Genomic DNA, 26250 nt, shown 5'->3' on the forward strand with positions numbered 1-26250 from the left:
CAGCCGCCCTTGCTGCTCATGGACGGCATCACCAAGTCCTTTCCCGGCGTCCGCGCCCTCGACGGCGTCGCCCTCGAAGTGCTGCCCGGTGAGGTGCACTGTCTGCTCGGGCAGAACGGCGCCGGCAAGTCCACCCTGATCAAGGTGCTCGCCGGGGTCCACCAGCCCGACGGCGGTGAGATCCGCTGGCAGGGCGAACAGGTCGCCCTGCGGTCGCCGATCGCGGCGATGCGCCTGGGAATCGCCACCATCTACCAGGAGCTCGACCTCGTCACGCATGTGTCCGTGGCCGAGAACGTGTTCCTCGGGCACGAGCCGACAAGCGCCGGTTTCGTCGTACGGGCCGGAGAGGCGAAGGAGGCGACGCGCAAGCTGCTCAGGCGACTTGGACACCCCGAGATCGACCCGGGCACGCTCGTCGGCAACCTCTCCGCCGCCCATCAGCAGATCGTCTCGATGGCGCGTGCGCTCTCCCACGACGTACGCCTGATCGTCATGGACGAGCCGTCCGCGGCGCTCGACCCGGACGAGGTCGAGAACCTCTTCCGTATCGTCGCCGACCTCACCGCCGACGGCGTCGCCGTCGTCTACATCTCGCACCGCCTCGAGGAGATCCGCAGGATCGGCGACCGGGTCACCGTGCTCAAGGACGGCCGGGCGGTCGCCGTCGGACTGCCGGCCAAGACCACCCCGACCAGCGAGGTCGTCTCCCTGATGACCGGGCGCAACGTCGAGTACATCTTCCCCGAGCGGCCCACCGGGGCCGCGAACGGCAAGGTGCTCCTGAAGGCCGAAGGCCTTTCGCGTGACGGCGAGTTCGCGCCGCTCGACCTGGAGATCAGGCCCGGAGAGATCGTCGGCCTCGCGGGCCTGGTCGGCTCGGGACGTTCGGAGATCCTGGAGACCATCTTCGGTGCCAGGAAGGCCAGTTCGGGCCGCGTGCTCGTGGACGGCGAGGAAGTGCGGCCCGGCAGCGTGCGCGCCGCCGTACGCGCGGGGCTCGGGCTCGCTCCCGAGGAGCGCAAGCACCAGGCGCTGCTGATGCTGGAGTCCGTCACGCGCAACGTCTCGGTCTCCTCCATGTCCCGTTATTCACGCGGCGGTTGGCTCAACCGCGGCGCCGAGTTCGTCGCCGCGCAGAAGGCGGTACGCGAACTGTCGCTGCGGCCCGACAACCCCGACGTGCCGGTGCGCACCCTCTCCGGCGGCAATCAGCAGAAGGCGGTACTCGCCCGCTGGCTGCTTCGCGGCTGCAAGGTGCTGCTGCTCGACGAACCCACCCGCGGTGTCGACGTCGGAGCGCGCGCCGAACTCTATGCCGTCATCCGGCGGCTCGCCGACGAGGGCCTCGGAGTGCTGCTCGTCTCCAGTGAAGTCCCCGAAGTGCTCGGTCTCGCCGACCGGGTGCTCGTCCTGCGCGAGGGGCGCGTGGTGCATACGGCGCCCGCGCAGGAGCTCGACGAACACCGCGTACTCGATCTCGTGATGGAAGGGAGCCCGGCGACATGACAAGCCCTGTTTCGAAGGCGGAGCAGAACGGCCCCGGGGCCGGGCCTGTGCTCGCCGAACCCCAGGCGCCCAAGGCGCCAAGCCCTCGGCGTATCGCCTTCGCCCGTGCCGATCTGCGCACCTTGTCCCTGGTCGGCGTGCTGATCGCGCTGATCATCGTCGGCGGTGTCACCAAGCCCGACAACTTCCTGGAGATCGACAACCTCCAACTGGTCCTCACCCAGGCCTCGGTCATCGGTGTGGTCACGGTCGGTATGACCTTCGTGATCATCAGCGGCGGTATCGACCTGTCGGTCGGCGCGATCGTCGCCCTCGCCTCGGTATGGGCGACGACAGTGGCCACCCAGGAGTTCGGCTTCTGGGGCATCCTGTTCACCGCGGTGCTCGTCGGCGTCGGCTGCGGACTCGTCAACGGGGTCCTGATCTCGTTCGGCGGGATGGTGCCGTTCATCGCGACCCTGGCGATGCTCGCGGCCGGTCGCGGCCTCGCGCTGCAGATCACCGGCGGCAACACGCAGACCGTCACCATCGACTCCGTCCTGGAGCTCGGCTACCGGGACTCCTACATCCTGGGCATCCCGCCGCTCGTACTGATCTTCGCGGGCGTGGCGATCATCGGCTGGCTGGTACTCAACCGCACCACGTTCGGCCGTCGCACGGTCGCCGTCGGCGGCAACGACGAGGCGGCACGCCTGGCCGGCATCGATGTCCGCAGGCAGCGGCTCTACGTGTATCTGCTTTCCGGACTGTGCTGCGGTATCGCCGCGTTCATGCTGATCGTGCTCTCCGGCTCGGGCCAGAACACCAACGGCAACCTCTACGAACTCGACGCCATCGCCGCCTGCATCATCGGCGGCACCCTGCTCAGCGGCGGCCGGGGCACGATCGTCGGCGCCGTACTCGGTGTGCTGATCTTCCAGACGATCACCAACATCTTCATCCTCAACAACCTGGAGAGCGCGACCCAGCAGATCGCCAAGGGCGCGATCATCGTCGTCGCCGTCCTGGTGCAGCACCGCACGTCGCGCAACCAGACCACTTAGCGCGCCAGCGGACACCCCGTCTCCCCGGCGCACCGCCACCCCGTTCTTCCCGTGCACTCCCACCCACCCCGTCGTACCCACACTTCAGCGAAGGGTTCGTCATGCCAGAGATCACGAGCCGCAGAGGGCTGCTCTTCGGGGCCGCCGCCATCTCGACCGGTGCGGTCCTCACCGCGTGCACCAGCAATGAGCCGAGCGACAAGGAGAACGACAAGCCGTCGGAGGCGCCGGTCGCCGACGACAAGCCCGGCAAGGAAGTCACCATCGGCTTCGCGGGACCGCAGGCCGACCACGGCTGGCTCAACGCGATCAACGACAACGCCCGCAGCCGCGCCAAGAAGTACTCGGACGTCACGCTCGACATCACCGAGGGCTCCAACGACGCGGCCGCCCAGATCGGCCAGATCGACTCGCTGATCAACAAGAAGGTCGACGTCCTGGTGATCCTGCCGGCCGACGGCAAGGCCATGACCCAGGCGGGCCTCAAGGCCATGCGGGCAGGCATCCCGGTGATCAACCTGGACCGGATCTTCTCCTCGCCGCAGGCGTACCGCTGCTGGATCGGCGGCGACAACTACGGCATGGGCCTCAACGCCGGGCACTACATCGGCGAGAAGCTCAAGGACAAGCCGGACGCCAAGGTCATCGAGCTCGCGGGCATCGACAACCTGGAACTCACCCAGCAGCGCACCAAGGGCTTCGACGACGCCCTGAAGAACTACCCGAACATCAAGAAGGTGGCCCGTCAGGCCGCCGAGTTCACCGTCGAGTCCGGCCAGGCCAAGATGGCCTCGCTGCTGCAGGCGCAGAAGAACTTCGACGCCCTGTGGAACCACGACGACGACCAGGGCGTCGGCGCCCTGCAGGCGATCGAGCAGGCCGGCCGCGACGGCTTCCTGATGGTCGGCGGCGCGGGCGCGGCCAGCGCCTTCGACCACATCGAGAAGGACGACGGCGTGCTCAAGGCCACCGTCCTGTACCCGCCGACGATGGCCGCGTCGGCGATCGACCTGGCGCGTGCGCTCGGGCAGGCCAAGGGCATCGGCGGTATGGCCGAATTCGAGATCCCGTCCTCGGTCACCTTGTACTCGGCCGTCGTCGACAAGACCAACGTCGCCCAGTACAAGCCCACCGGCTTCAAGTGATGCGGACTCGGGCCCCGGGCCTCGTGGGCCCGGGGACCCGCGCATCCGCACCTGGTGCCGCAGTCATCCCCCCACGGCCGACGACTGCGGCCCCGCAAGCCGACTAGGAGGAATCCCGTATGGAGGACGTGCAAGGCAAGCAGGAGTCCGCCGCCGAGAGGCGCGGCGGACTCGGCGTGGGCATGGTCGGCTACGCCTTTATGGGCGCCGCCCACTCCCAGGGGTGGCGCACCGCGGGACGGGTCTTCGACCTGCCGCTGCAGCCCAGGCTCGCGGCGATCTGCGGACGGGACGCGACGGCCGTGCAGGCGGCCGCGGACCGGCACGGCTGGGCGGCCGCCGAGACCGACTGGCGGGCGCTGATCAACCGTGACGATGTGCAGCTCGTCGACATCTGCACACCGGGCGACAGCCACGCGGAGATCGCGATCGCCGCGCTCGAGGCCGGTAAGCATGTGCTGTGCGAGAAGCCGCTGGCCAACACGGTGGAGGAGGCCGAGGCGATGCTGGAGGCGGCCGAACGGGCCGCCGCCCGGGGGCAGTTGGCGATGGTCGGCTTCAACTACCGCCGGGTGCCCGCCATGGCCCTCGCCCGGCAGATGGTCGCCGACGGCAGGCTGGGGGCCATTCACCACGTACGCGTGACGTATCTGCAGGACTGGCTGGTCGACCCGGAGTTCCCGCTGACCTGGCGCCTGGAGCGCGAGCACGCGGGGTCGGGGGCGCTCGGCGACCTCGGGGCGCACATCGTGGACCTCGCGCAGTACGTCACCGGATCGCAGATCACCGGCGTCTCCGCGCTCACCGAAACGTTCATCCGGGAGCGTCCGCTGCTCGCCGGTTCCTCGGCCGGCCTTTCGGGGACCGCGTCGGGGGAGCGCGGGCCGGTGACGGTGGACGACGCCGCGCTGTTCACGGGACGGTTCGCCAACGGGGCGCTCGCCTCCTTCGAGGCGACCCGGTTCGCGACCGGACGCAAGAACGCGCTCCGGCTCGAACTCAACGGTGAGAAGGGCTCGTTGGCCTTCGATCTGGAGCGGCTCAACGAGCTCGAGTTCCACGACCAGACCCTGCCCGCCGGCTCGGCCGGATTCCGGCGCATCCTCGTCACCGAACCCGAGCACCCGTATCTGGAGGCCTGGTGGCCGCCGGGCCACGGTCTCGGCTACGAGCACACCTTCGTCCACCAGGCCCGCGATCTCGTGCACGCCATCGCGTCGGGCACCGCGCCCGCGCCGTCCTTCGCGGACGGGCTCCAGGTGCAGCGGGTGCTCGCGGCGGTCGAGGAGAGCGCGGCCAAGAACTCCGCGTTCACTGCCATACCGGTCCAGGAGGCCCGGACATGAACCGTGTACGGGTCGAGGCGGCCTGGACATGAAACACATTCGGGTCGAGGAGGCCCGGACATGAACCGCATACCGGTCGAGGAGGCCCGGATATGACCCGACCCTTCACGCTCTTCACCGGCCAGTGGGCCGATCTCCCGCTCGAGGAGGTCTGCGCGCACGCCCGCGACTTCGGCTACGACGGCCTCGAACTCGCCTGCTGGGGCGACCACTTCGAGGTCGACAAGGCCCTCGCCGACCCCGCGTACATCAAGGGGCGCCACCAGCTCCTGGAGAAGTACGGACTGAAGTGTTTCGCCATCTCCAGCCACCTCGTCGGCCAGGCCGTCTGCGACTCGATCATCGACGAGCGGCACCAGGCCATCCTTCCCTCGCGCATCTGGGGCGACGGTGAGGGCGAAGGCGTGCGGCAGCGGGCGGCCGCAGAGATCAAGGACACCGCACGGGCCGCCGCGGCCTTCGGGGTCGACACCGTGATCGGCTTCACCGGCTCCTCGATCTGGCATCTCGTCGCCATGTTCCCGCCGGCGCCCGAGTCGATGATCGAGCGCGGTTACGAGGACTTCGCCGAGCGCTGGAACCCGATCCTCGACGTCTTCGACGCGGAGGGTGTGCGCTTCGCCCATGAGGTGCACCCCAGCGAGATCGCGTACGACTACTGGACGACCGTACGCGCCCTCGAGGCGGTGGACCGGCGGCCGGCCTTCGGTCTGAACTTCGACCCGTCGCATTTCGTCTGGCAGGACCTCGACCCGGTCGGCTTCCTGTACGACTTCCGTGACCGGATCTATCACGTGGACTGCAAGGAGGCCCGGCGCCGCCTCGACGGCCGCAACGGGCGGCTCGGCTCGCATCTGCCCTGGGGCGACCCGCGGCGCGGCTGGGACTTCGTCTCCGCGGGACACGGCGACGTGCCCTGGGAGGACGTCTTCCGGATGCTCAACTCCATCGGCTACGAGGGTCCGATCTCGGTCGAGTGGGAGGACGCCGGGATGGACCGCCTGCGGGGCGCCCCGGAGGCACTGGCCAAGCTGAAGGCGTACGACTACGAGCTGCCGACGGCGTCGTTCGACGCCGCGTTCGGGAGCGACTGAGCGCGGGCCCGCAGGGGCCCGGTGGTCGTACGCGACACCGGGCCCCCGCTCCGGCCTGCCCGGAAACAGGCCGCTGACCTCGGCGAACAAGGCTTTGTCCTTAGCCGGGAAAAAGTTCAACTTCCTTGCTGCACAACGTCTTTCGGAAGTGGACGAACCCGGCTACGGTCCCTGAGGTGTACAGGACATGAGTCGCTCGGGGTGACGGCGCACCCCGGCCCTTTCACCGCACGTCACCGCACCCGTTCCGTACGGCCCACCCGTTCCCGGAGGGACTTCGTGCACAGAAGCAGAGTTCTCACTCCAAGAGCCGTCAGAGCCAAGAAGCGTCCGAGATTGCGCACCACCCTCGCCCTGTTCACCGGCCTGCTGCTCGCCGTTGGCACCCCGGCGAGCATCGCAGGAGCCCACCCCGGCCACCCCGAGCACGACGAGCAGCCGGCCGCCGCCGAAGGGCAGTTCCAGCAGGTGCCGCTCGCCAAGGGCGAGCCCGAGACCGGCGAGCCGATGTCGCTCGCCGTACTGCCGGACCGCAGCGTCCTGCACACCTCGCGCGACGGCACACTGCGCCTGACCGACCAGGGCGGCGTCACCAAGGTCGCCGGCAAGATCCCCGTCTACAACCACGACGAGGAAGGCCTGCAGGGCGTAGCCGTCGACCCGGACTTCAAGAACAACCGGGCGATCTTCCTCTACTACGCCCCGCCGCTGGACACTCCGGCCGGCGACGCCCCGGAGACCGGCACCGCCGAGGACTTCAAGAAGTTCGACGGCGTGAACCGTCTGGCGCGCTTCACCCTCAACGCCAACGGCACCCTCGACATGGCCAGCGAGAAGAAGGTCATCGACGTCGCCGCCTCGCGCGGCCTGTGCTGCCACGTCGGCGGTGACATCGACTTCGACGCGCAGGGCAACCTGTACCTGTCGACCGGCGACGACACCAACCCCTTCGCCTCCGACGGCTACACCCCGATCGACGACCGCGAGGGCCGCAACCCCGCCTTCGACGCACGGCGCAGCTCCGGCAACACCAACGACCTGCGCGGCAAGATCCTCCGGATCAAGGTGGCCGCGGACGGCTCCTACACCATCCCGGAGGGCAACCTCTTCGCCCCGGGCACCGAGAAGACCCGTCCCGAGATCTATGCGATGGGCTTCCGCAACCCGTTCCGGATGAGCGTCGACGACAAGACCGGCATCGTGTACGTGGGCGACTACGGCCCCGACGCGGGCGCGGCCTCCGCGACGCGCGGCCCGGCCGGGCAGGTCGAGTTCGCCAAGGTGACGAAGGCCGCCAACTTCGGCTGGCCGTTCTGCACCGGCAACAACGACGCGTACAACGACTACGACTTCGCCACCAAGGAGTCCGGTCCGAAGTTCGACTGCGCCAACCTGAAGAACACCTCGCCGCACAACACCGGCCTCACGGACCTCCCGCCGGCCCAGGCCGCGTGGATCCCGTACGACGGCGGCAGCGTGCCCGAGTTCGGCACCGGCTCCGAGTCCCCGATGGCGGGCCCGGTCTACCGCTACGACCCGGACCTCGACTCCAAGGTGAAGTTCCCCGCGTCCTACGACGGTGACTTCTTCGCGGGCGAGTTCGGCCGCCGCTGGATCAAGCCGATCTCGCAGAACGAGGACGGCTCGGTCAAGGAGATCAAGACCCTGCCGTGGACCGGCACGCAGATCATGGACATGGAGTTCGGCCCCGACGGCGCGCTCTACGTCCTCGACTACGGCGTCTCCTGGTTCCAGGGCGACGAGCACTCCGCGCTCTACCGGATCGAGAACGCCGAGGACGGCTTCTCGCCGCTGGCCGAGGTCAGCGCCGACAAGACGTCCGGACCGGCCGGTCTCAAGGTGAAGTTCACCGGCTCCGCCAAGGACGCGGACTCGACCGACCTCACCTACAGCTGGGACTTCGGCGACGGTACGAAGGGCGAGGGCCTGACCCCCACCCACCAGTACAAGAAGATCGGCACCTACACGGTGACGTTCACGGCGAAGGACCCCGAGGGCAACACCGGCACCGCCAACGCACGCATCGTCGTCGGCAACACCGAGCCCAAGGTGAAGATCGACATCCCGGGCAACGGCAGCCTGGCCGAGTTCGGCAAGCCCGTCCCCTTCAAGGTGACGGTCACCGACCCGGACGAGACGGTCGACTGCTCCAAGGTCAAGGTCGCGTACAGCCTCGGCCATGACTCCCACGCACACGAGCTGACCAGCGAGATGGGCTGCGAGGGCACCCTCACGCCGCCTCCGGGTGACGGTGGCCACGACCCCAACGCCAACATCTACGGTGTCGTCGGCGCTTCGTACACCGACGGCGGCTCCAACGGCCAGGAGGCGCTGACCGGTACGGCCCGCGCCGTGCTCCAGCCGCTGCACCGCCAGGCCGAGCACTTCGGCAAGCAGTCGGGCGTCAAGGTCTACGACAAGGCCGGTGCCAACGGCGGCAAGACCGTCGGTGACATCAACGACGGCGACTGGATCTCCTTCAGCCCGTACAAGTTCTCCGGGCAGAAGAAGATGACCGTACGGGCCTCATCCGGCGGCGCGGGCGGCTTCATCGAGCTGCGCACCGGCTCGCCCACCGGTCCGCTGCACGGCTCCGCGTACATCCCGCCGACCGGCAGCTGGGACACGTTCCAGAACGTCGACGTGCCGCTGCGGGCCCTGCCCGCCAAGACCACCGAGATCTACCTGGTCTTCAAGGGCGGCGAGGGCGCGCTGTACGACGTGGACGACTTCGAGTTCTCCACCGAGCCGTTCAAGTCCGGCAAGAAGGTCCTGGTCTTCTCCAAGACCGCCGGCTTCCGGCACGACTCCATCCCGACGGGCGTCGCGGCCCTGAAGGAGCTGGGCGCACCGGCCGGCATCACGGTCGACGCGACCGAGGAGGCCGGACAGTTCACCACCACCAACCTCGCCAAGTACGACGCGGTGGTCTTCCTGTCCACCACGGGTGATGTCCTCAACGAGGCGCAGCAGAAGGCCTTCGAGGGGTACGTGGCGAACGGCGGCGGCTACATGGGCGTCCACGCGGCCGCCGACACCGAGTACGACTGGGAGTTCTACGGCGGCCTCGCCGGCGCCTACTTCCAGTCGCACCCGGCGATCCAGAAGGCCACGGTCCGCGTCGAGGACCACGACCACCCGTCCACCGCGCACCTGGACACCAAGTGGGAGCGCACCGACGAGTGGTACAACTACCGCACCAACCCGCGTGACAAGGCCAAGATCCTGGCGACCCTGGACGAGACGACCTACCAGGGCGGCACCATGAAGGGCGACCACCCGATCGCCTGGTGCCAGAGCTACGGCGGCGGCCGCTCCTTCTACACCGGTGGCGGTCACACCAAGGAGTCGTACGCGGAGCCGGCCTTCCGCACCCATCTGCTCGGCGGTCTGCAGTACGCCTCCGGCCAGGTGAAGGCCGACTGCAAGCCGGACACCGGCTACCGGGACATCTTCAACGGGGAGACCCTCGAAGGCTGGAAGCAGGCCGGACCCGGCAAGTTCGTGGTCAAGGACGGGGTCATGGAGACCGAGGGCGGCATGGGGCTGCTCTGGTACCAGGCCAAGGAGCTCAAGTCGTACTCCCTGAAGCTCGACTGGAAGATGCAGGGCGACGACAACTCCGGGATCTTCGTGGGCTTCCCGGCCTCCGACGATCCGTGGTCCGCGGTGAACAAGGGGTACGAGATCCAGATCGACGCCTCCGACGCGGCCGATCGCACGACAGGGGCGGTCTACTCGTTCAAGTCGGCGAACATCAAGGCCCGTGACCAGGTGCTTCGGCCGCCCGGCCAGTGGAACTCGTATGAGATCAGGGTCCAGGGGGAGCGCCTCCAGGTGTTCCTCAACGGAGTCAAGATCAACGACTTCACCAACACGGACCCCGCGCGGAGCCTGACCGACGGCTACATCGGTCTGCAGAACCACGGCTCCGCCGACCATGTCTCCTTCCGCAACATCCAGCTGAAGAACCTGCCCGTTCCGGGCGCCTAGTACGGCGTCGGGCGGCGGACGCCGGACCTCCGCCCGACGTCTCAGGTCCTGTCGCCCCCGGGTGAGCAGGACCAGGCCGGACCGGCTGTCCCCGAATTGATCACGGGGGCGGCCGGGCCCGGTCCCTCTCTTCCGGCGACGAACCGGCGACTGGCGGCATGGTCCGCCGGTGGCCGGGATCTGTCCGGTGGCCGGCGGCTCGTACCGCCGGCGGCCGGACTGTCCGGCGGCTGGGCGGCGTATGCCGACAGCGGCCGGCACTATCCGGCAATGGTCCGTGCACGACAGGAGGCTCCCTGTGTCCACGTCCGAAAGCTCCCAACCGCCCACCACCGCACCCGCCTTGGGAGTGTGGCTCATCGGTGCCCGCGGCTCCGTGGCCACCACCGTGGTCGCCGGCGCGGCGGCCGTCGCCGCCGGGCTGCACCCGGCGACCGGCATGGTCACCGAGACGCCTCCGTTCGCGGACTGCTCGCTCGCGCCGCTCGGGTCACTGGTGTTCGGCGGTCATGACACCAACAGCTGCCCGCTGCCCAAGCGCGCCGAGCACCTGGCCGCCGGGGGAGTGCTGCCGTACGGTCTGCCGGCCGCGGTCGGCGCCGAACTGGCGGCCGCGGACGCGGAGATACGGCCCGGCGGCCCGCTTCCGGGCGACGCGCGCACGGACGAGGAGCTGATCGACGCCTTCGCCGCGGACCTCACGGATTTCGTACGGCGCCGTGGCCTCGCCCGGGCCGTCGTGGTGAACGTGGCCTCGACGGAGCCCCTGCCCGATCCCGACTCGGACCGGCTGCCCGTCAGCTCGCTCTACGCTGCCGCCGCACTGCGGGCCGGGCACCCGTATGTCAACTTCACCCCCTCCACGGGGATGCACCACCCCGCGCTGGCCGACGCCTCCGCCTCCTCAGGGCTCACCTGGGCCGGGCGTGACGGCAAGACCGGCCAGACACTGCTGCGTTCCGTACTCGCGCCGATGTTCCTGCAGCGCGCACTCGACGTACGGGCCTGGTCCGGCGCGAACCTTCTCGGTGGCGGCGACGGTGCCGCGCTGGCCGACCCCGCCGCGGCGGCCGCCAAGAACGCAGGCAAGGAGCGTGTCCTTGCCGACGTGCTCGGTGCCGCCCCGCAGGGCGAGGTGCACATCGACGACGTCCCGGCGCTCGGTGACTGGAAGACCGCCTGGGACCACATCGCCTTCGACGGCTTCCTCGGCTCGCGGATGGTGCTCCAGACCATCTGGCAGGGCTGCGACTCGGCGCTCGCCGCACCGTTGGTCCTCGACCTGGCCCGGCTGGTCGCGCGCGCCGGGGACGTGGGTCTGACGGGCCCGCGCCCCGAACTCGGCTTCTACTTCAAGGACCCGGACGGCGAATCCTCCTCCCTCGGCGAACAGTTCACGCACCTGCTGTCCTTTGCCGATCAGCTGAGGGCCACCCGGTGACCGGCTCCCGGATACGTCGCCTCTCCTTGGCCGGCGCGCTGGTATTGGCGGGGGTTGTGGGGGCGGCTTGGTCGGGAGCGGGGCGCGGTGGTGGACGTCGGTCCGCGCCCGCGACCGGTGGTGTGGGTGGACGTCGGTCCGCGCCCGCGACCGGTGGTGCGGACGGAAGTCGGTCCGCGCCCGCGACCGGTGGTGCGGACGGACGTCGGTCCGCGCCCGCGACCGGTGGTGCGGTGACGGTCGAAGGAACCGCCGCCACGTCACCGGGCGAGCCTGGAACGCGACCCGGGCCGCCGCCCGGAACTGGTGATGTTTCCGCTGGGGAGAACGTTGTCAGTGGTGCGGGCGGCACGTCGGGCGCGAGCGGTACACCTCCGGAGCCGGGCGGCGCGCCGTTGCGGGAACGAGAGGTGGCATCGGGCGGCGAGGCCTCAGGTGTCGTGCCGTTGTGGGACCGTGGCGTGGCATCCGGCGGTCAGGCGTCGAGCGACGTGCCGCTGGGGGATCGCACCGGCGCTGCGCGCGGCCAGGCGTCCGGCGCCTCACCGCGGGGAGGCGCCGTCTCCGACGGGCAGCCGAACCCCGCGCACCGGCCCGGCACTGTCCCGCACGCGGAGGCACTCCCCGACGCGGACCCACCAGCACGCCACCGCCCTCGCCTCGGCGACTGGGCCGAACTCCTGCGCGTCTCCGCCCTGTTCACCGTCCCCGGTGACGCCCTCGCCGGCGCCGCGGCGAGCGGTGCGCGACCGCGCGGGCGCACCCTGCTCGCGATCGCCTCCTCCCTCTGTCTGTACGAGGCCGGGATGGCCCTCAACGACTGGGCCGACCGCGAGGTCGACGCCGTGGAGCGCCCCCACCGGCCCCTGCCCTCGGGGCGCATCACCCCGTTCGCCGCGCTCGCCGCGGCCGCCGGACTCACGGCTGCCGGGCTTGCGCTCGCGTCGCTGGCCGGGCGGCGTCCGCTCGCCGTCGCGGGCGCGCTTGCCGGCACCGTGTGGGCGTACGACCTGGGTCTGAAGAACACCCCGGCGGGTCCGCTTGCCATGGCCGGAGCCCGTTCGCTCGACCTCCTCCTCGGCGCCGTCGCCACCACCGGCCGGGTGCGCCCCGCCCTGTCGGCCTCCGCGCTGCTCGGCGCCCACACGTTCTCCGTCACCACTGTCTCCCGGCGCGAGGCGGAGGGCGGCTCAACCCTCGCCCCGCTGACGGGACTTGCTGTCACGGCGGTGCTGTCGCGTGCGGTGGCACATGGGCGCGTGGGGAGCGGGACGGCGGTCCCCGGACCGGCTGGCCCGACGCCCTCACCCCACCAGCTCCCGGCGGGCCGAGGAGTCGCAGCCGCCCTCGGCCTGCCGGGCCCCACCCCCACCGACAGCCTGCGCTCCGCACTGGGCGCTCTGTACGCCCTCACCGCGGCGCAGCCCCTCTTCCATGCGCTCCTCAACCCTTCGCCCCAGCTCACCCAGCGAGCCGTGGGCGGCGGGATCCGCGCGATGATCCCGCTCCAGGCGGCCCTCGCGGCCAGGTCGGGCCACCCCGGCGTCGCGGTGGTCACCGCGTCACTTGCCCCCGTCGCCCGCCGGTTCGCACGGAAGGTGAGCGTCACATGAGCCTCCGTTTCGGCTACGGCACCAACGGCCTGACCGATCTGCGCCTCGACGACGCCCTCGGCCTGCTCGCCGACCTGGGGTACGAGGGCGTCGGTCTCACCCTCGACCACATGCATCTGGACCCGATGGCGCCCGACCTCGCGGCCCGCACCCGCCGGGTGGCCCGCCGCCTCGACCAGCTCGGCCTCACGGCGACCGTCGAGACCGGCGCGCGCTATGTCCTGGACCCGCGCCGCAAACACGGCCCGTCCCTCCTCGACCCCGATCCCGACCGCCGCGCCGCCCGCGTACGGCTGCTGATCCGCGCCGTACGCGTGGCGGCCGACCTGGGTGCGCATGCCGTGCACTGCTTCAGCGGCATCAAGCCCGAGGACACCGCCGACGATGTGGCGTGGAAACGGCTCACCGAGGCGATCGTCCCGGTGGTCGAAGCGGCCGAGGGCGCGGGCACACCTCTGGCGATCGAGCCCGAACCCGGGCACCTTCTCTCCTGCCTCGCCGACTTCCACCGGCTGCGCACGGATCTGGGCGCCCCGGAGGCTCTCGGGCTCACCCTCGACATCGGTCACTGCCAGTGCCTCGAACCGGCATCGCCGGCCGACTGCGTCCGGGACGCCGCACCTTGGCTGCGGCATGTGCAGATCGAGGACATGCGCCGCGGCGTCCATGAACACCTCCCCTTCGGTGAGGGCGAGATCGACTTCCCGCCCGTCCTCGAGGCGCTGGCCGCCACCGGCTACCAGGGCCTCACCGTCGTCGAACTTCCCCGGCACTCCCACGCCGGTCCCCAACTGGCCGAGGAATCCCTCGAGTTTCTGCATCTGGCCCAGGCGGCCGCGGAACGCCGCGCACAACAACGCCGTACGGCGGGAGCCGAACACCGGGAGCAGGGGCGGCCCGCCCCCGGACCGGTCACGCCGCGCCCGGCCGTCCAGGCGGCACCCCTCGACGCCCAGCCCGCCGAAGGAGGCAGGCCATGACCGGCACCCCCGCCCTCGGGGCACTCCGCGCCCGCCTCGAATCCGCCCTGGACGACGAAGCCCGGACCTGGCTCGCCCAGGCCCTGACCACGGCGGCCGCCCACCGGGCCGACACCGACCAGACCCACCCCGATGGCGCCGCCTCGCACCGTGCCGACCCCGACCAGGCCCATGCCCACCCGTCCGCCCCAGGCCAAGGACCCGTCCCCACCTGGGAGTTGCGCTTCGCCCAAGCCGGCCGCCGCTGCGGACCCGAGCACGCCGATGACGCCCGGCTGCTCCTCCTGCACGCCGCCCGCGCCGACGCCGCCACCCTCACCCGCCTCTACGAGCAGGGCACCGCCGCCGAACGCCGCGCCGTCCTGCGCGCCCTCGGGCACCTCGTGCCCGGACCCGAGGCGCTCGGGCTCACGGAGGACGCCCTGCGCACCAACGACACCTCCCTGGTGGCCGCAGCCGTCGGCCCGTACGGCGCCGAGCACCTCGACGCCCACGCCTGGCGGCATGCCGTACTCAAGTGCCTGTTCACCGGCGTGAGCGTCGATGCCGTCGCCGCACTCGCCGACCGCGCCAGAGGCGACACCGAACTCGCCCGCATGCTCGGCGACTACGCGCGCGAGCGCACCGCCGCAGGCCGCCCCGTCCCCGGCGATCTGCAACGCGTCCTGGCCCTCACCGAGGCGCTGACCGAGGCGCTGACCGAGGGTCCCACCGAGCAGCCCGCCGAAGCCGCCTCCGCCGCGTCCCCCCAGGAGTCCTGATGCGCATCTTCGACCCCCACATCCATATGACCTCCCGCACCACCGACGACTACGAGGCCATGTACGCGGCCGGTGTCCGCGCCGTCGTCGAGCCGGCCTTCTGGCTGGGCCAGCCCCGCACCTCCCCGTCCTCCTTCTACGACTACTTCGACTCGCTCCTGGGCTGGGAGCCCTTCCGCGCGGCGCAGTACGGGATCGCCCACCGCTGCACGATCGCCCTCAACCCCAAGGAGGCGAACGACCCCCGCTGCACCCCGGTCCTCGAGCAGTTGCCGCGCTATCTGGTCAAGGACAACGTCGTCGCCGTGGGCGAGATCGGGTACGACTCGATGACCCCGGCGGAGGACGCCGCACTGTCCGCCCAGCTCCAGATGGCCGCGGACGCCGAACTCCCCGCACTCGTGCACACCCCGCACCGCGACAAGCTCGCCGGTCTGCACCGCACCATCGACGTCGTCCGCGAGTCGGCGCTGCCACTGGACCGGGTGCTGCTCGACCATCTCAACGAGACCACGGTCAAGGACGCCAAGGACGCCGGCTGCTGGCTCGGTTTCTCCGTCTATCCCGACACCAAGATGGACGAGGACCGTATGGTCGCGATCCTGCGGAGCTACGGACCGGAGCAGGTCCTCGTCAACTCGGCCGCGGACTGGGGCAAGAGCGATCCGCTGAAGACCCGCAAGGTGGGCGACGCGATGCTCGCCGCCGGGTTCACCGAGGACGAGGTCGACCAGGTCCTGTGGCGCAACCCCCTCGCCTTCTACGGTCTCAGCGGCCGGCTCGACCTCGATGTCGTGGGCACCGAGGCCACGCACGAGGGGAACTCGATTCTGCGCGGAGGTGAGTGAGCCATGCGCTTCCGTCACCCCGACGGCTCCACCGTCCACCTCGCGTACTGCACCAATGTGCACCCCGCCGAGACCCTCGACGGTGTGCTCGCCCAGCTCCGCGACCACTGCGAACCCGTCCGCAAACGGCTCGGCAGGGACCGGCTCGGCATCGGTCTGTGGCTCGCGCGCGACGCTGCCCGCGCGCTGATCGCCGACCCCGCCGCGCTGCGCGGGCTGCGCGGCGAACTCGACCGGCGCGGCCTCGAAGTGGTCACCCTCAACGGCTTCCCGTACGAGGGCTTCGGCGCCGAAGAGGTCAAGTACCGCGTGTACAAACCGGACTGGGCCGACCCCGAACGCCTGGGCCACACCACCGACCTGGCCCGGCTGCTCACCTCGCTGCTCCCCGACGACGCCACCGAAGGCAGCATCTCGACGCTGCCGCTCGCCTGGCGCACGGCCTACGACGACACCCGCGCCGCCCTCGCACGCGACGCCCTCACCACCCTGGCCCAGCGCCTCGACGCGCTCGAGGAGCTCACCGGCCGCTCGATCCGTATCGGCCTGGAACCCGAACCCGGCTGCACCGTTGAGACCACTGCCGACGCGATCGCCCCACTGGCCGACGTCGGTCATGACCGCATCGGCATCTGCGTCGACACCTGCCATCTCGCCACCTCCTTCGAAGATCCGGGGACCGCACTCGACGCCCTGGCCGTCGCGGGCATCCCCATCCACAAGGTCCAGCTATCCGCCGCACTCCACGCCGAGCAGCCCCAACTGCCCGAAGTCCGCACCGCGTTGGCGGCCTTCGACGAGCCCCGCTTCCTGCACCAGACCCGCACCCGCGCGGCCGGCCGGCTGCACGGCACGGACGACCTGGGCGAGGCCCTCGGCGGCGACGCCCTGCCCGAGACCGCACCCTGGCGATCCCACTTCCACGTCCCGCTGCACGCGGCTCCGGAGCCGCCCCTCACCTCCACGATCGATGTCCTCAAGGACGTCCTGACCCGCCTGGTGGGCGGCCCGACACCGCGCACCCGCCACCTCGAGGTCGAGACGTATACCTGGCAGGCGCTGCCCGACGCACTGCGTCCGCGCGCCCGCACCCAGCTCGCCGACGGCATCGCCGCCGAACTCACCCTCGCCCGGGACCTCCTCGTCGACCTGGGCCTCAAGGAGCTGCCGTGACCGTCGCCCCGACCCCCGACACCGCGAACTCCGACGGCGGCCCCACCCCGCTCCTGGTCCTGGACGTCGTCGGCCTCACCCCCCGTCTGCTCGCGCACATGCCGAACCTCAAGTCCCTTGCCGCGGACGGCTCCCAGGCCACCCTCGGCACGGTGCTGCCCGCCGTGACCTGCGCCGCCCAGTCCACCTTCCTGACCGGCACCATGCCCGCCGAGCACGGCATCGTCGGCAACGGCTGGTACTTCCGGGAACTCGGTGACGTCCTGCTGTGGCGCCAGCACAACCGCCTGGTCGCGGGCGACAAACTCTGGGACGCCGCACGCCGGGTGCACCCCGGCTACACGGTCGCCAATATCTGCTGGTGGTACGCCATGGGCGCGGACACCGACATCATCGTCACCCCCCGTCCCGTCTACTACGCCGACGGCCGCAAAGAGCCCGACTGCTACACACGGCCACCGGCGCTGCACGATGAACTCACCGAGAAATTCGGCACGTTCCCCCTCTTCACCTTCTGGGGCCCGGGCGCGAATCTCACCTCCTCGCAGTGGATCATCGACGCGACCCGCCACATCATGCGCACCCGCCGGCCCGATCTGACGCTCTGCTACCTCCCCCATCTCGACTACGACCTGCAGCGCTTCGGCCCCGACGATCCGCGCTCGCTGCAGGCGGCCAGGAATATCGACAGGGCCCTCGGCCCGCTCCTGGCCGACGCCAGAGCCGAAGGCCGCACGGTGGTCGCCCTCTCCGAGTACGGCATCACCAAGGTCAGCCGCCACGTGGACATCAACCGCGCCCTGCGCAGGGCAGGACTGCTCGAGGTGCACACCCAGGACGGCATGGAGTACCTCGACACCATGGCCTCGCGCGCCTTCGCCGTCGCCGACCACCAGCTCGCGCATGTGTATGTGCGCAGCCCGGAGGACATGGACGCGACGAAGCAGGCCCTTGCCGGTCTCGAAGGAATCGACGAACTCCTCGACGACGAGGGCAAGAAGAGCCACGGCCTCGATCACCCGCGCTCCGGCGAGCTCGTCGCCATCGCGGAGCCGGACGCCTGGTTCACGTACTACTACTGGCTCGACGACGAGCGCGCGCCCGACTTCGCGCAGCTCGTCGAGATCCACCGCAAACCCGGCTATGACCCGGTCGAACTCTTCATGGACCCCCTCGACCCCTATGTGAAGGTCAAGGCGGCCAAGGCCCTGGCACGCAAGAAACTCGGCATGCGCTACCGCATGGCGGTCGTGCCCCTGGACCCGTCACCTATTCGCGGAAGCCACGGCAGGCTCCCCGAAGATCCGCAAGACGGTCCGCTCATCCTGTGCTCCACCCCCCGCGCTGTCGATGGCCCCCTGAAGGCCACCGATGTGAAGTCGCTGTTGCTCACCCTCGCGGGACTGGCCTGAACACGGCCCGCTCCCGCTGCCCCGATCCACCACTCAACTCAACCAGACACCACTGACAACGCTCCAAAACAAAGGAGTTCCCGCATGACCCGCACACCTCGTACTCCTCAGGACCCGGAGCTCGCCCAGCGCCTCAGCAGACGCAACGTCCTGGGCGTGGCCGCCGGAGTCTCGGCCGCCGCCTTGATCGGCGCCGCCGCGACACCGTCCGCCGCGGCGGAAGCGCAGACGCAGGGCGACCTGCCCGGTCGGGGCCGACCTGTCCTGCCCGAAGGCCGCCTCGGCATCCAGCTCTACAGCCTGCGCGACAAGGTCTCCACGCTCGGCTTCGCCGCCGTGTTCGCGGAGCTCCAGAAGTACGGCTACGACGAGGTCGAGTACGCCGGCTACACCCAGGGCTCGGCGGGCGCCATCACACTGGCCCAGCTCAAGCAGGTCACGCGTGACCACGGCCTCAACGCGATCGGCAGCCACGTCGGTTACTACTCCAACGACCCGAACGCCTACACGTTCGCGACGAACCTCACCAAGGTCCTGGACGACGCGGAGGCGCTCGGCCTCAAGCACATCGGTACGGCCTCGGGCCCGTTCCGCTACGGCGACACGGTCGACGCGTGGAAGCGCGCCGCCGAGGAGTTCAACACGTACGGCGCCGCTGCCAGGAAGCGCGGCATGAAGTTCTACCAGCACAACCACTCCGAAGAGTTCATGTTCGCCTCGGACAAGCCGAACGTCCGCCTCTACGACGTGCTGCTCGCCGAGACCGACCCCGACCTGGTCTTCCTGGAGATGGACATCTTCTGGGCGTACGCGGGCCAGTTCCGCTTCTCGAAGCAGGTGGACGGGACCCCGCGCCCCTTCGACCCGCTGCGGTACGTGCTCAAGCAGCCGCACCGCTATCCGCTGTTCCACGTCAAGGACGGCACCAAGGACCCGACGTCCACGTACGGCTACCGCATGACGGACGTCGGCGACGGCGACATCGACTACAAGAAGTTCCTCTCGGAGGTGACCCGCAAGTCCCACAACGGCCGCCGCTACCACCACTGGCAGGCCGAGCACGACAACCCGGTGGAGTCCTTCGCGTTCGCCCGCAAGTCGAGCGAGCACCTGCACTCGCTGCGGGAGCGGTGCGGCGACTGACCGCGTACGACCGACGAAGCCCCTGGCCAGGCAGCCAGGGGCTTCGCTTCGGTCAAGGTCGTGCCGGCGTCCGATTCAGATCAGCACTTCACCACGCTTCGGGCGTACGGCCCGGTGGAGAACGGGCTCACGGTGCTGAATCGTCGCTTCTCCCCGTACGGGATCTTCTGGCAGCCGTCGTCGGGGGCGTAGGCGAAGTCGACCTTGAAGCTTCCGGTCCGGGCACAGTTCTTGACGACGGCCCAGGCGCTGTCGTTGTCCCCACCCTTGTCGGTGATGAAGGTGGAGGTGGAGCCGTAACACGGGGGAGGCGGGTCGGCGAGAGCGGTTGCGCTTCCCAGGCCGACGGCCGACACGGTGACCACGGCGACAGCCGCTGTTCTGAGAACGATCTGCAGTTGTCTCGACACGAGAATCCTTTGAGTCGACGCTGATGGGATATGTCCGGTGACTCGATTAGCGTGCGCCCCTTGCGAGCCACGGAATACATTTCCAGGATTTCGTTGATTCCGGGTGTTTGTTGAGCAGCATCTGAGATTGCATTTCCCCGACCGTGGATGATCTCCAGATCCGCTGCCCAAGCATTCTCGTGACGCAAGAAAGCGGGGCACCGGTAGTGCCGGTGCCCCGCTGAGTTTCGCTCAAGTCACTTGGCCTCACTCCACCTCTCGACTGATTGGCTGAGGATTGGCATCGACCTTGGCGACCTTTACGCGCCCCGGTTGAGTCAGAGTCATGGAGACGAATCCCGCGAAGACGGCGATGCTTCCGGCGAGGATGAATGCGCCGTTGGCGCCCCAGGCGCTGTACACCATGGCGCCGAGGCCGGATCCCGCCAGGCCTGACACCAGCTTGGAGCTGTAGACCATGCCGTAGTTGGAGGCGTTGTTGTTCTCACCGAAATAGTCCGCGGTCATCGCCGCCATCATCGGGAAGACCGCGCCGCCGCCGAAGCCGGAGATGCTGGAGAACAGCAGGAACAGCGGCAGGTTTCCGGCGTTGGCGGAGGCGAGCAGCGCGTATTGCGAAACGCCGAGGATGAAGAAGACGGTGACCAGGCACTGCTTGCGGCCGTACAGGTCGGACAGCCAGCCGATCACGCCGCGTCCGGTGCCGTTCACGACGGCCTTCAGGGCCATTGCCGTGGCCACGATGCCACCGGCGAAGCCGGCCCCATCGCCGAGCTTGACCTGGAAGGCGATGCCGAAGATGTTCACGCTGGAGGAGCACAGCAGGCAGAACCACATGATCGCCACCCGCCCGGTCTTCCAGGCCTCCTTCGGCGTGTACTGCCGAACCGACGGCGGGTTCTTCTTCAGGGACCGGCGAGCCCGCGGGTCGTCCGGCGGGTTGAGCGGGTCGACGTCGTGAGGCCACCAGTTCTTCGGCGGGTCCTTGAAGAAGTAGCCGGCGACGATCACCACCGCTGTGAGGAACAGCCCCACCAGGATGAGAATCCAGCGGAAGTTGGTGGTGTCCATCTGGTTCTTGAAGATGAAGACGAAAGGCACCGAGCCGTAGGCGAAGCCGCCGTTGACGAAGCCGGTCTTGCCGCCTTTGCGCTCCGGATACCACTTGCCGACCATGTTCACGCAGGTCGCGTAGACGAAGCCGGCGCCCATGCCGCTGAACATGCCGAAGCCGAGATAGGCGACGATGACATGCGGCGTATAGGCCAGCGAGAGATAACCGAGCAGCGTGCCCAGCGCGCCCAGCATCATCGCCGTCCGGGCCGGCAGTTTGCCGGACTCGCGGAGTTTGCCGGCAGGGAAGGCCACCGCCGCCTGGAAGAAGACCCACACGCCGAGCAGCCAGAAGACGTGCAGATGATTCCAGCTGTGCGCGGTGGCCAAGGTCTCCTCGGCGGACGCGAACGCGTACTCCGCCGAGGAGATGGCCATCATGGCCACCCACGGAAGGATGACCATCCACTTACGCTTACGTCCCAGGATGTCGACGTCGGTCTCACCGACCCGGTACACCCGGCCGTTCTTGTCTGTCAGCTCCCGATATGGAACCGACGTAGGCAGATCAGTTGTAGTCATTGAGCTTCAGCACCCCTAGCGTCGAAGAAGCCTGGCCAGCGCCCCCTGTCCAACTTCCTTCTGGTGCCGGGGCCTGCGGCGAGCGGTCACCGCAGGCCCCGTGGTGAGCTCGGTCAGCTCATCGACCGCCCCCCAACAACCCCGCCGCGCGCGCCCAGCGGTACTTCGCACCGAGCACCGCGACCGGCTTCTCCGTGGTGTAGGGGTAGGCGACCACGCCGTGTTCGAAGAGGTACTGGCAGGCCTCTTCGACCTCAACATCGCCCGCGAGCGACGCGACGACCGGCTTCTCGATGCCGCGTTCCTTGAACTCGGCCACCACCTTCGCGGTGAGCTCGGCGAAGACCATCGGGGGAGTGACGATCGTGTGCCAGTAGCCGAGCACCAGGGAGTGGATCCGTGGGTCCTCGAGTCCGAGACGGATGGTCGCCTCGTACGTCGAAGGGGGTTCGCCGCCGGTGATGTCCACGGGGTTGCCCGCGGCACCGAACGGCGGGATGAACTTCCGGAAGGCCGCGTCCAGATCCTCCGGAATCTCCATCAGCTCGAGGCCGTTGTCCGTCACCGCGTCGGAGAGCAGCACACCGCTGCCGCCCGCGCCGGTGATGATCACGACGTTGTCGCCCTGGGGAGTGGGCATGATCGGCAGCGCGCGCGCGTACTCGAGCATGTCGTTGAGACCCGGCGCCCTGATGACGCCGGCCTGCTTGAGGATGTCCTCGTATACGGCGTCGTCGCCGGCCAGGGCCCCGGTGTGCGATCCTGCCGCCTTGGCGCCGGCCGCCGTGCGGCCCGCCTTGAGGACCACGACCGGCTTCTTCGGCACGGTGGCCCGCGCAGCCTCCACGAAGGCCCGGCCGTCCTTGAGGTCCTCCAAGTGCATCGCGATGCAGTCGGTGTTGGGGTCCTCGCCGAACCAGGTGAGCAGATCGTCCTCGTCGAGGTCCGACTTGTTGCCGAGGCCGACGATCGCCGACACACCCGTCTTGGTCGACCGCGCGAAGCCCAGGATCGCCATCCCGATGCCGCCGGACTGACTGGTCAGCGCCACGCCGCCCTTCACGTCGTACGGCGTGCAGAACGTGGCGCACAGGTCGTGCCACGTCGAGTAGTAGCCGTAGATGTTGGGCCCGAGCAGCCGTACGCCATGGCGCTCGGCGATCTCCACGATCTCGTCCTGGAGGGCGTGTTCACCGGTCTCGGCGAAGCCGGAGGGGATGAGCACGGCGTTCGGTATGCCCTTGCGTCCGACCTCCTCGAGCGCAGAAGCCACGAACTTGGCGGGGATCGCGAAGACCGCCACATCCACCTCACCCGGAACGTCCGTGACACTCTTGTACGCCTTGCGGCCCAAGATGTCATCGGCCTTGGGGTTCACCGGATGGATCTCTCCGCCGAAGCCGCCGTCGATCAGGTTGCGCATGACCGAATTGCCGATCTTGCCCTGCTCGTTGGAGGCGCCGATCACGGCGACCGAGCTCGGCTGCATCAGCCGCTTCATCGACCGCAGGATCTCCTCGCGACCGTACTTGCGGCGCTCCTTGGGCACCTCATCCGTCAGGATCACGCGGATGTCCGCGGCCATCGCACCCTCGGGCGTGGCGATCACCGGGTTGAGGTCGACCTCCACGATCTCCGGGAAGTCCGTGACCAGTTCGGAGACCCGGCGGATCTGCTCGGCGACCGCCCAGCGGTCCACCAGCGGGGCGCCGCGCACGCCGCGCAGGATCTCGGCCGCCTTGATGGAGTCGAGCATCGACTGCGCCTCGTCCGGGCTGACGGGCGCGAGCCGGAAGGTGACGTCCTTCAGGACCTCGACGAGCACACCGCCGAGCCCGAAGGCCACGACCTTGCCGAACGTCGGGTCGGTGACGGCACCGACGATCACTTCCTGCCCCGGCGGCAGCATCTGCTGCACCTGGATCCCGTCGATCTTCGCCTCGGAGTTGTACGCCCTGGCGTTCTCAATGATCTTGTAGAAGGCGGCCTTCACGTCGGCGGCGCCCTCGACTCCGACGATCACGCCGCCCGCGTCGGTCTTGTGCAGGATGTCGGGGGAGACGATCTTCAGGACCACCGGTCCGTCGAAGCGCGCCGCCGCGGCCACCGCCTCGTCGACATCACGGGCCAGCTCCTCGCCGGGTACAGCGATGCCGTACGCGTCGGCGATCACCTTGCCTTCCGGCGCGGTGAGAGTGCTGCGCCCCTCGGCGCGTACGGAGTCGAGCAGGGCCCGCACCGTCAGCGCACGGTCTTCGGCCATCACTTCAGATCACTCCAGTCGACTTGAGCAGACGGATTTCCTCGTCGCCGAGCCCGAGCTCGCCGACGTAGACCTCTTCGTTGTGCTCACCGAGCAGCGGCGAACTGACCACGTCCACCGGGGAGTCGGAGAGCTTGAGGGGGGAGCCGACCGTGGTGAACTCACCGCGCTCGGGATGCGGGACCTTCACGACCATCTCGTTGGCGACCAGCGAGTCGTCCTCGATGATCTCCTTGGTGGAGAGAATCGGACCGCAGGGGATGTTGTGCGCGTTGAGCTTCTCGAGCACCTCCCACTTGGGCAGGGTCGAGCTCCACTCCTCGATGAGCTGGAACATCTTGTTGAGCTTCGGAAGCCGTGCCTCGGGTGTCGCCCAGTCCGGGTCCTCGGCCAGCTCGGGCCGTCCGATCAGCTCGGATATCGGCTTCCAGCCGACGGGCTGCACGATCACGTACACCCAGTCGTTCGGGCCGCCCGGCGCGCACTTGACCGCCCAGCCCGGCTGGCCACCGCCGGAGGCGTTGCCCGAACGGGGAACCTCGTCACCGAAGTCCTCGTTCGGATACTCGGCGAGCGGCCCATGGGCCAGGCGCTGCTGATCGCGCAGCTTCACCCGGCAGAGGTTGAGCACGGCGTGCTGCATGGCCACATTGACCCGCTGCCCCCGGCCCGTGCTCTCCCGCTGGAAGAGGGCCGCCAGAATGCCGGCGACGGCGTGGATGCCCGTGCCCGAGTCGCCGATCTGCGCCCCCGTAGCGAGCGGGGGACCGTCCTCGAAGCCCGTGGTGGACATCGAGCCGCCCATGGCCTGAGCCACGACCTCGTACGCCTTGAAGTTGGTGTACGGGCCGTCGCCGAACCCCTTGATGGAGGCATAGACGATCCGGGGGTTGATCTCCTGGATCTTCTCCCACGTGAAGCCCATGCGGTCCACCGCGCCGGGGCCGAAGTTCTCGACCATCACGTCCGAGCGGCGGATCAGCTCGGTGAGGATCTCCTTGCCGCGCTCCGTCTTGGTGTTGAGGGTGATGCTCCGCTTGTTGCAGTTGAGCATCGTGAAGTAGAGGGAGTCGACATCGGGCAGGTCACGTAGCTGCTTGCGGGTGATATCTCCGGTCGGGGCCTCCAACTTGACCACGTCCGCGCCGAGCCAGGCGAGCAGCTGTGTCGCCGATGGTCCGGACTGGACATGTGTCATGTCGAGGACGCGGACGCCGTCCAGTGCCTTCGTCTGTGTCATGGCACAGCGCTCCTCTACTTGTTCCTGGTTTGGTGGGTCTGGTGGTGCGGCTGGTTCACGGATCCGGGGAGGTACGCGTCCGGGTCGATCCGTACGGCGACGAGCGCCGGTCTGCCCGATGCGCGGGCACGCTGCAGGGCGGGGCGGATCCCGGCGGGATCCCGGACGTCCTCGCCGTAACAGCCCTGCAGCCGGGCCTTGTCGAGGCAGCGGGAGACGTCGCCGGTGTGCGCGACGATCCCGATGAAGCGGAGATGAGGGCGGACCAGGGCCTCGAAGTCCCAGTCCGCCGAGGTGGACGGATCGCCGTCATAGAGGACGACGCTCTCCTTGTCCGCGTCCGCCCGCCGTACGGCGAGCGCGAACGGGATGCCGGCGCCGGCGGTGCCGACGGGACCCGGGTCCATCCAGTGCCCGGGAGTCCTGGGCTGTACGAGCCGGCCGGCAAGATCGGCCGACCAGGGGTCGTCGGCGATGAACACCGAGTCCTCCGTGAGGAATTGATCGATCTCGGCCAGCAGCCGGAAGGGGTGGACAGGAGCGGCATCCGAGGTCAGATGCCGCTGCCACAGGGCCTGCGCTGTCTGCTCGGCGGTCCGCAGCTCGTGTATCCACTCCTTGCGACGCGCGGCCGCACGGTCCGGGCGCGGCTGGAAGGCGCGCCCGGCGGCGGCCAGTGCCACGGACCGCAGGAGCCGGCCCCCGCCGCCCGTCTCGATCTGTACGAGCGTCGCGTGCGGGGAGAGCCTGCTGCCGTACGCGGCACGGAAGTTGCGTACGGAGGAGGGAGCCCCCACCACGAGGATCACGTCGGATCCCGCGAACGCATACGCCCGTGAGTGCTGGAAGTGTTGCGGGTCGCCCGGCGGCAGCGTGCCGCGCGCCGCGCCGTCCGCGTAGGCCGGCATGCCCAAGGTGCGGATGAGCTCGACCGCCGCGTCCGTGGCGCGGTCGGTCCACACCAGGCTGCCGAGGACGACCACCGGCTGCTCGGCGTGGGCGAGCAGATGCGCGAGGCCCTCGACCTCAGGGAGCGCGTCGGCCGCCGGCCGTGCGAGGTGCGCGGTGATCAGACCATCGGGCATGGCGAAGTCCCTTCTCTCCCTGAGGAGTCGGAGCGCACCCGGGCCGCCGGAAAAGCGGCCGTGAGCAGCGCATCAGTGCTGTCGCGGTAGATTGC

General features: G+C 69.4%; 19 protein-coding genes. 14 read left to right on the forward strand and 5 right to left on the reverse strand.

Annotated features, from left to right (window positions below; all coding sequences use genetic code 11):
* Positions 1-18 precede the first annotated feature (18 nt).
* The 14 genes from ABT367_RS00450 to ABT367_RS00515 all read left to right on the forward strand — a co-directional run bounded on the left by ABT367_RS00450 (position 19) and on the right by ABT367_RS00515 (position 19522).
* Positions 19-1509, forward strand: coding sequence for a sugar ABC transporter ATP-binding protein (locus ABT367_RS00450; protein WP_352248122.1), 1491 nt, complete (start codon positions 19-21; stop codon positions 1507-1509).
* A complete protein-coding gene (locus tag ABT367_RS00455) occupies positions 1506-2552 on the forward strand; it encodes an ABC transporter permease (RefSeq protein WP_352247982.1) in 1047 nt (348 codons plus the stop codon). Before ABT367_RS00450 ends, ABT367_RS00455 begins: the two co-directional genes overlap by 4 nt.
* Positions 2553-2653: 101 nt before the next feature.
* A complete protein-coding gene (locus tag ABT367_RS00460; RefSeq protein ID WP_352247984.1) occupies positions 2654-3697 on the forward strand; it encodes a substrate-binding domain-containing protein in 1044 nt (347 codons plus the stop codon).
* Positions 3698-3816: 119 nt separating this feature from the next.
* Entirely contained in the window at positions 3817-5043 is a 1227-nt protein-coding gene (locus ABT367_RS00465; RefSeq protein WP_352247986.1) for a Gfo/Idh/MocA family protein, read from the forward strand.
* Positions 5044-5135: 92 nt separating this feature from the next.
* Positions 5136-6137 carry a sugar phosphate isomerase/epimerase family protein gene (locus tag ABT367_RS00470; RefSeq protein ID WP_352247988.1) on the forward strand — a complete coding sequence of 334 codons (1002 nt, stop codon included), beginning with the start codon at positions 5136-5138 and terminating at the stop codon, positions 6135-6137.
* A 279-nt stretch (positions 6138-6416) separates the two neighbouring features.
* Positions 6417-10151, forward strand: coding sequence for a ThuA domain-containing protein (locus ABT367_RS00475; RefSeq protein WP_352247991.1), 3735 nt, complete (start codon positions 6417-6419; stop codon positions 10149-10151).
* A 298-nt stretch (positions 10152-10449) separates the two neighbouring features.
* Positions 10450-11592, forward strand: coding sequence for an inositol-3-phosphate synthase (locus ABT367_RS00480; protein WP_352247993.1), 1143 nt, complete (start codon positions 10450-10452; stop codon positions 11590-11592).
* Positions 11593-12053: 461 nt separating this feature from the next.
* Positions 12054-13205 (forward strand): SCO3242 family prenyltransferase, encoded by a 1152-nt coding sequence (locus ABT367_RS00485; protein WP_434975367.1) that lies wholly within the window; start codon positions 12054-12056, stop codon positions 13203-13205.
* Positions 13202-14185, forward strand: coding sequence for a sugar phosphate isomerase/epimerase family protein (locus tag ABT367_RS00490; protein WP_352247995.1), 984 nt, complete (start codon positions 13202-13204; stop codon positions 14183-14185). Before ABT367_RS00485 ends, ABT367_RS00490 begins: the two co-directional genes overlap by 4 nt.
* On the forward strand, positions 14182-14946 hold the full coding sequence (locus ABT367_RS00495) for an EboA domain-containing protein (protein ID WP_352247997.1): 765 nt from the start codon (positions 14182-14184) through the stop codon (positions 14944-14946). Before ABT367_RS00490 ends, ABT367_RS00495 begins: the two co-directional genes overlap by 4 nt.
* Positions 14946-15794, forward strand: a complete 849-nt coding sequence (locus ABT367_RS00500) for a TatD family hydrolase (RefSeq protein ID WP_352247999.1) — start codon at positions 14946-14948, stop codon at positions 15792-15794. Before ABT367_RS00495 ends, ABT367_RS00500 begins: the two co-directional genes overlap by 1 nt.
* Before the next feature lie 3 nt (positions 15795-15797).
* A complete protein-coding gene (eboE, locus tag ABT367_RS00505; protein WP_352248001.1) occupies positions 15798-16967 on the forward strand; it encodes a metabolite traffic protein EboE in 1170 nt (389 codons plus the stop codon).
* The gene (locus tag ABT367_RS00510) at positions 16964-18379 is read left to right on the forward strand and encodes an alkaline phosphatase family protein (protein ID WP_352248003.1); all 1416 of its coding nucleotides are present in this window, start codon (positions 16964-16966) and stop codon (positions 18377-18379) included. The genes eboE and ABT367_RS00510 overlap by 4 nt, the downstream gene beginning before the upstream one ends.
* Positions 18380-18463: 84 nt before the next feature.
* Complete coding sequence (locus ABT367_RS00515; protein WP_352248005.1) at positions 18464-19522, forward strand: sugar phosphate isomerase/epimerase family protein; 1059 nt, start codon at positions 18464-18466, stop codon at positions 19520-19522.
* A gap of 80 nt (positions 19523-19602) precedes the next feature.
* Here ABT367_RS00515 and ABT367_RS00520 read toward each other — a convergent pair whose 3' ends face one another.
* The 5 genes from ABT367_RS00520 to ABT367_RS00540 form a co-directional block, all read right to left on the reverse strand.
* Entirely contained in the window at positions 19603-19932 is a 330-nt protein-coding gene (locus ABT367_RS00520) for a hypothetical protein (protein WP_352248007.1), read from the reverse strand.
* A 246-nt stretch (positions 19933-20178) separates the two neighbouring features.
* Positions 20179-21567, reverse strand: a complete 1389-nt coding sequence (locus ABT367_RS00525; RefSeq protein WP_352248009.1) for an OFA family MFS transporter — start codon at positions 21565-21567, stop codon at positions 20179-20181.
* Positions 21568-21685: 118 nt separating this feature from the next.
* Positions 21686-23830 carry an acetate--CoA ligase family protein gene (locus ABT367_RS00530; protein ID WP_352248011.1) on the reverse strand — a complete coding sequence of 715 codons (2145 nt, stop codon included), beginning with the start codon at positions 23828-23830 and terminating at the stop codon, positions 21686-21688.
* A gap of 4 nt (positions 23831-23834) precedes the next feature.
* The gene (gene frc, locus ABT367_RS00535) at positions 23835-25070 is read right to left on the reverse strand and encodes a formyl-CoA transferase (protein ID WP_352248013.1); all 1236 of its coding nucleotides are present in this window, start codon (positions 25068-25070) and stop codon (positions 23835-23837) included.
* A 14-nt stretch (positions 25071-25084) separates the two neighbouring features.
* Positions 25085-26155, reverse strand: coding sequence for a thiamine pyrophosphate-dependent enzyme (locus ABT367_RS00540; RefSeq protein ID WP_352248015.1), 1071 nt, complete (start codon positions 26153-26155; stop codon positions 25085-25087).
* Positions 26156-26250 lie beyond the last annotated feature (95 nt).

Origin of the sequence: Streptomyces mesophilus, from assembly GCF_040300965.1 — a bacterium.
GTDB classification, from domain to species: Bacteria; Actinomycetota; Actinomycetes; order Streptomycetales; family Streptomycetaceae; genus Streptomyces; species Streptomyces mesophilus_A.